Origin of the sequence: Empedobacter sp. R132-2 (genome assembly GCF_030324375.1) — a bacterium.
GTDB lineage: Bacteria > Bacteroidota > Bacteroidia > Flavobacteriales > Weeksellaceae > Empedobacter > Empedobacter falsenii_B.
Genome location: NZ_JACAGG010000031.1, coordinates 26,267 through 35,058, shown reverse-complemented (window position 1 = coordinate 35,058; position 8,792 = coordinate 26,267). Strand labels below are relative to the sequence as shown.

12 protein-coding genes and 2 tRNA genes are annotated in these 8,792 nt (G+C 31.9%); 5 read left to right on the top strand and 9 right to left on the bottom strand.

All coding sequences use genetic code 11. The annotated features are described in order from the left end of the window. Positions 1-61 precede the first annotated feature (61 nt). Positions 62-349, bottom strand: a complete 288-nt coding sequence (locus tag HXZ69_RS12420) for a hypothetical protein (RefSeq protein ID WP_286496163.1) — start codon at positions 347-349, stop codon at positions 62-64. A 52-nt stretch (positions 350-401) separates the two neighbouring features. Here HXZ69_RS12420 and HXZ69_RS12415 point away from each other — a divergent pair, with 52 nt between their 5' ends. Continuing rightward, positions 402-848, top strand: coding sequence for a lipocalin-like domain-containing protein (locus HXZ69_RS12415; protein ID WP_221855703.1), 447 nt, complete (start codon positions 402-404; stop codon positions 846-848). 88 nt (positions 849-936) lie between these two features. Beyond that, positions 937-1,389, top strand: a complete 453-nt coding sequence (locus tag HXZ69_RS12410; RefSeq protein WP_286496161.1) for a lipocalin family protein — start codon at positions 937-939, stop codon at positions 1,387-1,389. A gap of 34 nt (positions 1,390-1,423) precedes the next feature. Here HXZ69_RS12410 and nth read toward each other — a convergent pair whose 3' ends face one another. Further along, a complete protein-coding gene (nth, locus tag HXZ69_RS12405; protein ID WP_286496167.1) occupies positions 1,424-2,044 on the bottom strand; it encodes an endonuclease III in 621 nt (206 codons plus the stop codon). A 287-nt stretch (positions 2,045-2,331) separates the two neighbouring features. Between nth and bcp the strand changes: the two genes are divergently transcribed. After that, complete coding sequence (bcp, locus tag HXZ69_RS12400) at positions 2,332-2,787, top strand: thioredoxin-dependent thiol peroxidase (RefSeq protein WP_286496165.1); 456 nt, start codon at positions 2,332-2,334, stop codon at positions 2,785-2,787. An 11-nt stretch (positions 2,788-2,798) separates the two neighbouring features. Then, on the top strand, positions 2,799-3,860 hold the full coding sequence (gene recA, locus HXZ69_RS12395) for a recombinase RecA (protein ID WP_038333157.1): 1,062 nt from the start codon (positions 2,799-2,801) through the stop codon (positions 3,858-3,860). Positions 3,861-3,916: 56 nt separating this feature from the next. Here the strand turns inward: recA and HXZ69_RS12390 are convergent, their stop codons facing one another. From HXZ69_RS12390 to mutY, 7 genes are all read right to left on the bottom strand, one after another. Beyond that, positions 3,917-4,342, bottom strand: a complete 426-nt coding sequence (locus HXZ69_RS12390) for a lipocalin-like domain-containing protein (RefSeq protein WP_286496160.1) — start codon at positions 4,340-4,342, stop codon at positions 3,917-3,919. 233 nt (positions 4,343-4,575) lie between these two features. After that, a tRNA-Asn gene (locus tag HXZ69_RS12385) sits at positions 4,576-4,649 on the bottom strand. Positions 4,650-4,707: 58 nt separating this feature from the next. After that, positions 4,708-4,781, bottom strand: a tRNA-Asn gene (locus tag HXZ69_RS12380). Positions 4,782-4,846: 65 nt separating this feature from the next. Then, positions 4,847-6,157 carry an RIP metalloprotease RseP gene (gene rseP, locus HXZ69_RS12375; protein WP_038334862.1) on the bottom strand — a complete coding sequence of 437 codons (1,311 nt, stop codon included), beginning with the start codon at positions 6,155-6,157 and terminating at the stop codon, positions 4,847-4,849. A 75-nt stretch (positions 6,158-6,232) separates the two neighbouring features. Then, positions 6,233-6,841, bottom strand: coding sequence for a gliding motility lipoprotein GldD (gene gldD / locus HXZ69_RS12370; protein ID WP_084106896.1), 609 nt, complete (start codon positions 6,839-6,841; stop codon positions 6,233-6,235). A 15-nt stretch (positions 6,842-6,856) separates the two neighbouring features. Next, positions 6,857-7,309, bottom strand: coding sequence for a single-stranded DNA-binding protein (locus HXZ69_RS12365; RefSeq protein WP_038334855.1), 453 nt, complete (start codon positions 7,307-7,309; stop codon positions 6,857-6,859). 38 nt (positions 7,310-7,347) lie between these two features. Continuing rightward, the gene (gene mutY / locus HXZ69_RS12360; RefSeq protein ID WP_286496159.1) at positions 7,348-8,367 is read right to left on the bottom strand and encodes an A/G-specific adenine glycosylase; all 1,020 of its coding nucleotides are present in this window, start codon (positions 8,365-8,367) and stop codon (positions 7,348-7,350) included. 104 nt (positions 8,368-8,471) lie between these two features. On the opposite strand from mutY, the gene HXZ69_RS12355 reads away from it, so the two are divergent. Further along, on the top strand, positions 8,472-8,768 hold the full coding sequence (locus HXZ69_RS12355) for an HU family DNA-binding protein (RefSeq protein WP_019975652.1): 297 nt from the start codon (positions 8,472-8,474) through the stop codon (positions 8,766-8,768). The last annotated feature ends 24 nt before the right edge of the window (positions 8,769-8,792 follow it).

The window sequence follows — 8,792 nt, the reverse complement described above, 5'->3', positions numbered from 1 at the left end:
CAACTCAAAGATAATTTGAGATCCGAAATTTACGCGCTTTTTTTACGCTTTCTTTTAACGTTTAGGACGCTAATGGTGTCAAACCTAAAAAATCTTTGTCGGCCCAATCTGTAAAATGCACTTTAAAATCTTTTAACTTTTTGGGTTTAGAATCGCTGATTCCGCGATAATCAAACGAAAAAACCAAATATCCCTTATTAGCTAAATACGTTGCACATTTGGCATAAAAAGTTTGTTTAACACCAATTGCAGACGAAATGACAATGATTTTTTTGGTTGCGTTGTTTTCGCCAAAAGAGGTTACGGCAATTGGATATTTGTCGGAAGTTTCTAGTATGAATTTTTTCATTCTTTTTATTTGATAAGGTAAAAAATATACCTTTACAAGGTAAATCAATCTTATGAAAAAAATTATTTTAATTCTATTAATCTTATTCTCTTCAAAAATGTTTTCTCAACAATTAAAACCTGATAATGTGATTGGTTTTTGGAAATTACAAGAATCGGGCTTTTATGAAAATGGCAAAAAAGTGTCTAAAGAATTTGATGATTGTCGGTTAATGAGAAATTATACAATTTGGGATAATGGATATGCTATTTATAACTATGTAGAAGGAAGTAATGGCAATTGTTTTCCTAGTGAGCCTCGATTAACATTGTGGCGAATTGTTGATAATAGAATTCAATTTTACATTGATGATTATATTTTTGAGGATAGAATTGTGAAAATTAATCAAGATAAAACGATAACTTTTGAAACATATATTGATAAAAAAATTGTAGATTCTGATAAGAAATTTGAGAAAATAGCAAATACAATCAGTTATGATATTTTACGTAAACAATAAATAAAGAAAATAAGTTTTCAGGTTTATTTTTTATATTCACTTTACGTCATTCAAAATCTTTATTTTTACCACATAATTATTGAACCGAATGAAAAATATATTCAGCCTATTTTTAGCATCAATTTTATTGCTTTCAGTTTTTTCGTGCAAAGAAGACGATTCGTTGGCAATATCGCAAGATCAATTGTTGCGATCTGGAAAATGGCAATTGAAAGAAATTAGAAAAACGAAAGGGAATATAACGGAAACAGACAAGTTGTTGGCTTGTGAGCGACAGTCTACATTAGATTTTTCGGATGTTACGAATTATAATTCTAACATGTATAAAACCGAAAAAGGAAATTGTGTACAAGAACAAACGATAGGAACGTATGTGTATAATACGTCTAAAACAAAACGTTTGTTAACGATGTCTCTGAATGATACAACGTACAATTATTATGTGAAGCAGTTAGATCCAAAATATTTGATTTTGCAAGATACGTTGAGTAAAGTAGATACGATAAAGCTTCGTTTGCAAGTTTTTGAAATTGTAAAATAATAATGAAAATACCTTCAATCTTGGAAGGTATTTTTTATTCGAACATTTTTCGTGTAATAAAATCTTTGTCTAAACTCCAAGCGCGTGCAGGAGAATATTCACGTCCATAATAAATGATTTGAATATGTAATTTATTCCACAATTCTTTTGGAAATATTTTCTTCGCATCCTTTTCTGTTTCTCCAACATTTTTCCCTTTTGTCAATTTCCATAATTTCATCAAACGATGAATATGTGTGTCGACAGGAAAAGCTGGATGACCAAACCATTGTGACATCACAACCGAAGCAGTTTTGTGTCCAACGCCAGGTAATTCTTCTAATTCATCAAAACCTTCTGGAACTTCTCCATCGTATTTTTCGATTAAAATTTCGGATAATCGTTTGATGTTTTTGGCTTTTGTATTTGATAAACCAATTTCGCGGATATAATATTTTATTTCATCTACTTCTAATAACGACATTGCTTTTGCATTAGCAGCTTTCGCAAATAATTCGGGTGTTACTTGATTCACTTTTTTATCTGTTGTTTGGGCAGATAATAAAACGGCAATCAATAATGTAAAAGCATCTTGATGATCTAATGGAATAGGTGGAACTGGATATAATTTTTCCAATTCATCAATCACAAATTGGACGCGTTCTTTCTTTAACATCATAAGTTCTGAGACTTTTTGTGTAAAAATAATGAAACATCTTTAATTATGCTTTATGTATTACGAAATGCGAAGTTCGCTATTAGAAAATTGAAGTTCGAATATTTTTCGTAAGTTTTTAAATAACAGCTTTTCCTTTTTTTACCTTCATTTTAAAAAGTAAAGTTTAAGCGACTTATTTTGGCGTTATATAACATTACATTTGTAGTATAAATAAAAGATTAATTAGTTAAATCAGTTACGATTCAAGATTTAATCATTATTTTTACGAGAAGTTCTAAAGACAAATCAAGATGTTAAAAATAGGAGATAAAGTTCCAGATTTTAAAGGAATTGATCAAGATGGAAACGAAGTTTCGTACCATGATTTTGCAGGAAAAAAATTAGTCGTTTTCTTTTATCCAAAAGCAAGTACGCCTGGTTGTACAGCAGAAGCATGTGATTTGCGCGATAACGAAAATGCGTTGAAAGCTCAAGGTTATCATTTGGTTGGAATAAGTGCAGATTCTGTGAAAAGACAAAAGAATTTTGCAGAGAAAAACAATTTACTTTTTCCTTTGCTTGCAGACGAAAATCACGAAATTTTGAATGCTTTCGGCGTTTGGGGACCAAAGAAATTTATGGGACGCGAATTTGATGGAATTCATCGTACAACTTTCATCATTGATGAAAAAGGAGTGATTACAGATGTAATCGAAAAAGTGAAAACAAAAGAACACGCAAAACAAATTTTAGAAAAATAAAAAATAATATAATGAGCGATTTAGACAATAAAAAGAAAGCGTTACAGCTAATCTTAGATAAGATGGACAAAGCTTACGGGAAAGGAACTGTAATGCGTATGGGAGATTCGGCTGTTGATGATAAAATAGAAGTAATTCCTTCTGGATCTTTGGGATTAGATTTAGCGTTAGGAGTAGGAGGTTATCCTCGCGGACGTGTTATAGAAATCTACGGACCTGAATCTTCAGGTAAAACAACATTAACGTTACACGCTATTGCTGAAGCGCAAAAAGCTGGTGGTATCGCTGCTTTTATTGATGCTGAGCATGCATTTGACCGTTATTATGCAGCGAAATTGGGTGTTGATGTAGAAAACTTAATTATTTCTCAACCAGATAATGGTGAGCAAGCATTAGAAATTGCAGATAACTTAATTCGTTCGGGAGCGATAGATATTATCGTAATTGATTCTGTTGCGGCACTTACTCCAAAAGCGGAGATTGAAGGTGAAATGGGAGATTCTCGTATGGGATTACAAGCGCGTTTGATGTCTCAAGCTTTACGTAAATTGACAGGAACAATTAATAAAACGAAATGTACAGCGATTTTCATTAATCAATTACGTGAAAAGATTGGGGTAATGTTCGGAAATCCAGAAACAACAACTGGTGGTAACGCCTTAAAATTCTATGCATCTGTACGTTTGGATATCCGTCGTTCTACTCAAATCAAAAATGGAGATGAGGTAATCGGAAATCACTCGAAAGTAAAAGTGGTTAAAAATAAAGTTGCTCCTCCATTCCGTCAAGCAGAATTTGATATTATGTATGGTGAAGGAATTTCTAAAGTTGGAGAAATTTTGGATATGGGTGTTGAGAAAGGAATTGTAAACAAATCTGGTTCTTGGTATTCATACAACGATAGCAAATTAGGACAAGGTCGCGATGCTGTAAAAGAAGTATTGAAAGATAATCCTGAATTGGCAGAAGAAATTGAAGCTAAAATTGTCGCATTAATCAAAGGTGAGCCAGTAGATGGAAAACCATCAGTTGATAATCCAGCTGACGAAGCAGAATTATTTGCTGAAGATTAATTCGAAAGAATTTTTATATAATGATAAAAACCTCTCAATTTTGAGAGGTTTTTTTGTTATTTTGTATAATTAATAAAAAAGGCGTCCTCATCTCCAAATGAAATTCTTAAACTATTTTTTGTTAATATTTCGATATTTTCTATTTCAGTATCATTAGTGTTATTTTCTGTTAAGGTAATTCGTTTGTTTTTTAAACTCCATTTTCCTTCAGACGGGCTATGATAACAAGGGTCATTTCCTCCTCCTTCATAAAAATCATTATAATAAGTAAAATTTTTATTAAAAGTTATACTTGTTTTAGAATCACATTCATTGTATTCTTCAATTATTTCTTTTCCATTCAAATAATATCCAGAGTTTTTAATCTGCCATTTACCAATTAATAATTCTTCATGCGATTCTACATTAGAATCATCATCGTTATTACAAGATGCGAAAAATGTAGTCGCTGAAAGTGTAGCAAATAATAATAGTTTTTTCATAAGTTATTTTTTTGATTGGCAATAATATGAAAAATGATATTAATTAAACGTTTTTAAGTATTTATAATAAAAAAAACACTTCTGTAGAAGTGGTTTGTCATGTTGAATTTATTTCAACATTGTATACTGTTTATGATGAGAATCTGAAACGAGTTCAGAATATTCATATTTATTATTTAAATAGTAAAACTTTTAATAATAAAAAAAGACAATCAAATTGATTATCTTTTTTGCTCCTCCTCTTGGGCTCGAACCAAGGACCCTCTGATTAACAGTCAGATGCTCTAACCAACTGAGCTAAGGAGGAAAATCCGATATTTTAAAATTTTATTTTTAAGTCTTTGTTTGACATTTCACTAAAAAAGCTCCTCCTCTTGGGCTCGAACCAAGGACCCTCTGATTAACAGTCAGATGCTCTAACCAACTGAGCTAAGGAGGAATGTTGCTTAATTGTGGGTGCAAATATAGAAGTATTTTTTACACCCACAAAAAATATTTTAAAATTTATTTAAAAATCATATTCACAATATCGTTACCGAAGATGAATACCATTAATCCTAAGATAATTACAACGCCAACCATTTGTGCTTTTTCTAAAACTTTTTCACTTGGTTTTTTACCTGTCACCATTTCATAGATAGCAAAAACAGCATGTCCACCGTCCAAACCTGGGATTGGTAATAAGTTAATGAATGCTAACCAAGCAGAAATCATAGCTGTAAATGACCAGAAAAATAACCAGTTCCATTCTTTTGGCATTTGTTTTACCATTCCAATTGGCCCAGCAACTTGCTTACGACCGTCTTTTACTTGGAACAATGTCCCAATTCCACGAACTTGCGTTGCAATCGCTTCAAATGGCTCTACAATCCCTTTTGCGATTCCTTCACCAATTGTATAATCTTCCTTAGAAATTAATGAATCTAAATATGCTGTTGATCTTAGGAATCCAATGCTTCCATCTTTATCTACATTTACCATCAACTCTACAGGCTCACCTTTTCTTTCAACACTCAAAGAAACTGTTTTTCCTTTGTATTCTTTTAATTTATTTGTTAAATCTGAAAATAGAGGTGTTGTGAAACCATCAATAGCAATTACTTTATCATCTTTTAATAAACCTGCTTTTTGTGCTGCACTATTCTCAACAACAGAATCCACAACGGTTGGCATTTGAGGAATAAAGAAAGCGCCTTTAGCGTTTAAAATTTCAGTTCTGAAATCTTCTGTAATTGGTAAAGAAACTTCTTTTCCTTGACGTTTTACATCTAAAGTTTCACCACCCAACAAGGCTTCTTTTCCTATTTCATTTAATGCTTGATATTTAACACCATTTACACCAACTGGAATATCACCTTTTTGCAAGCCGAATTTAGTTTGCGTTGCATTCGCTTCGATTCCATATTGCATTTTGTTTACATCAACAAAGCTTTTTCCTTGAGAAATGAATAAAATAGTATAAATAATCATCGCTAAAATGATATTTACAATAATACCTCCTAACATGATGATTAATCGTTGCCAAGCTGGTTTTACACGGAATTCCCATGGTTTTGGCTCTTGTTTCATTTGTTCCAAATCCATGCTTTCGTCAATCATTCCCGAAAGTTTTACGTATCCTCCAAGAGGCAACCAACCGATACCATAAACAGTATCACCAATTTTCTTTTTCCAAATGGCAAATTTCACATCGAAAAAACAAAAGAAACGTTCGACACGAACGCCAAACCATCGCGCTGTTACATAATGTCCTAGTTCGTGCAACATTACTAAAAGCATCAAACTAAGCATTAATGTAGCTATCTGTATTAACATATTGTTTTAAATTTATTTATGTTCTAATTTTATTAAACGATTACAAAATTAATCGAATTTATTTATCAAAGCTGTTTATTTTTTCCATTCTAAGGTTTCTAACAATTTTTTTACATCTTTTTTGATATAATCAACTGCTGGAGCTAAAGAATCAGGTTTTGGTTGAGTTTTGAAATAAACCGAACCTGCTAAAAAATTCTTCACACTATCCGTCGCATGAAATTGAATATTAATCGCTGATTCTCCTCCTAATTCATACATAGTACCAAAAACCTTTTTTTCTGGAAAAGAAAATTCCTGTGGCGAGATAAAACTGGCTTTAACCGTCTGTTCTTGCACAAAACTTTCACTTTCTTTTATTTGAACGATTAAATCTTGTGGTGACTGAACCGGAAAATATGTCAGGTAAATTGTCGCTTTCATTCGTGGATAAACAATATTGAAAGAGTTTGGTTTTTTTCCCGCAATTACCTTCCCAAAGTTTGAATATTGGAAAGTATAAGGCACATTTTCTTTGAATGATAGATAAGTTTGCTGCGGATACTCGAGGCGAACTTGCCCTAAAGGTTTGGCAACTTCTTCGCTTTTATTGCACGACACAAAAAAAATAGCACTACTACATAATGCTATTATAGTTTTAAAATTCATTGTATAACGTAAAACGTTAAGTTTTGTAAAATTCATTTAATTTTTTAATTTCTAAAAAGGCAAATCGTCTTCTCCTTCGTCTATAAAAGGCGGCTCGACAACTGTTGTGTTTTGTTGACTTTGTTGAACTTTGTTCTGATCATTTTGCATGGCTTGACGCTGTTCATTGTCAATTTTTGGTGTCAAAAACTCGATTGAATTTGCTACGATTTCTGTTGTATAACGCGTTTGTCCGTTATCATCCCATTTGCGCGTTTTTATGCGTCCTTCAACAAAAACTTTATCTCCCTTTTTCAGATAACGATCACATAATTCTGCCAATTTATTGCGTGTAACAATATTGTGCCATTCTGTTTCTGTAATTCGTTCTCCCGTTCTCGATATATAAGATTCTGTCGTTGCAATAGGAAATCGTCCAATACAATTTTGTTCGTCAAAATGATGCAATTTTACATCATCACCCAAATTTCCGATCAAAAGTACTTTATTCGTTGTTCCATTCATAGTTGTAATAGGTTTTTAGTGGCTTGTTACTTACAAAGTTAATCCAAATAATGTTTATTTATAAATTTTTCTATTGGTTTTGGAAGCGGATAATGTTCGAGATCGTTTAAAGCAATCATTTCAAAATCATTTTCGGCTTGCAAATTTTTTATATCTCTTAAAGATACATTTAATTTCCAATATTTTATAAATAAATTTTGATGCGACAAAATGTGTTTCTCTTCTTCGATAAAAGTTAGATTATTTTCAAGATTTTGATCTAAAATCCAACCTTCATCCAATAAATCAGTCTCAGTTTCGATTTTTGGAAAAGTGAATAAATTTTTCCAAACATCATTTCCAATTCTTTTAGACAAGGCAATTTTATCTTCATTTTCGATGAGAATAAAATGTAAAAAACGATTCGAAACTTTTGTCTTTTTTAATTTTATAGGCAATTCGTTGACTTTATTTAATCGAAGCGCTTCACAAGACTCATTAAGCGGACAAATTTCACACTTTGGTTGTTTTGGTGTACAAATCGTTGCACCCAAATCCATCACCGCCTGATTAAAATCACCTGGACGTTTTTTATCAATGATTTCTAATCCCAAATCCCAGAAAATCTTCTTTGTTTTTGGCGAACTTATATCATCTGTAATATTAAAATATCGTGCAAAAACTCGAAACATATTTCCGTCTACAGCAGGCACAGATTCATTATATACAATAGATGCAATTGCAGCCGCAGTATAATCTCCTACGCCTTTTAGCTTTTTTAGATCCTTGAAATTATTCGGAAATTGTCCATTTAATTCATCAGCAATCGTCTTTGCAGTGAAGTGTAAATTTCTGGCACGGGAATAATAACCCAGTCCTTGCCAGAGTTTTAGGACTTTTTGTTCGTCGGCATTTGCCAAATCGAAAATAGTCTCAAATTCTTGTATGAAATTATTGTAAAATTTCATACCTTGGTCAACCCTTGTTTGTTGGAGAATAATTTCCGACAACCAAATGTGAAATGGGTCTTTTGTATGACGCCAAGGTAAATCTCGTTTATTTTTGTCAAAATATGACAAAATCAGATAGTTGAAGTTCATAAAAACTGAAAAAATCTTTTTTTGTTGGGATACTATCGTTATATTTGCACCCGCTTTCAAATTTAAGAATAATAAGAGGAATTATGACAAAGGCAGAAATAGTAAATAACATTTCAGGTAAATTAGGACTTGAAAAGAGCGATACTCAAAGAGTGGTAGAATCGTTTATGGAGGAGGTGATTAAATCATTAGTAGAAGGAGAAAATGTATACTTAAGAGGATTTGGTTCTTTTACTATTAAAACTAGAGCTGAAAAAACAGGTAGAAACATTACAAAAGGTACTTCTATCATTATCCCAGCACACAACGTTCCTACATTTAAACCAGCTAAGACTTTCATCGAAGATGTAAAGACTAGCGAAGCAAACGTAATCAAATAACAATAAAATAATTGTATCATGCCA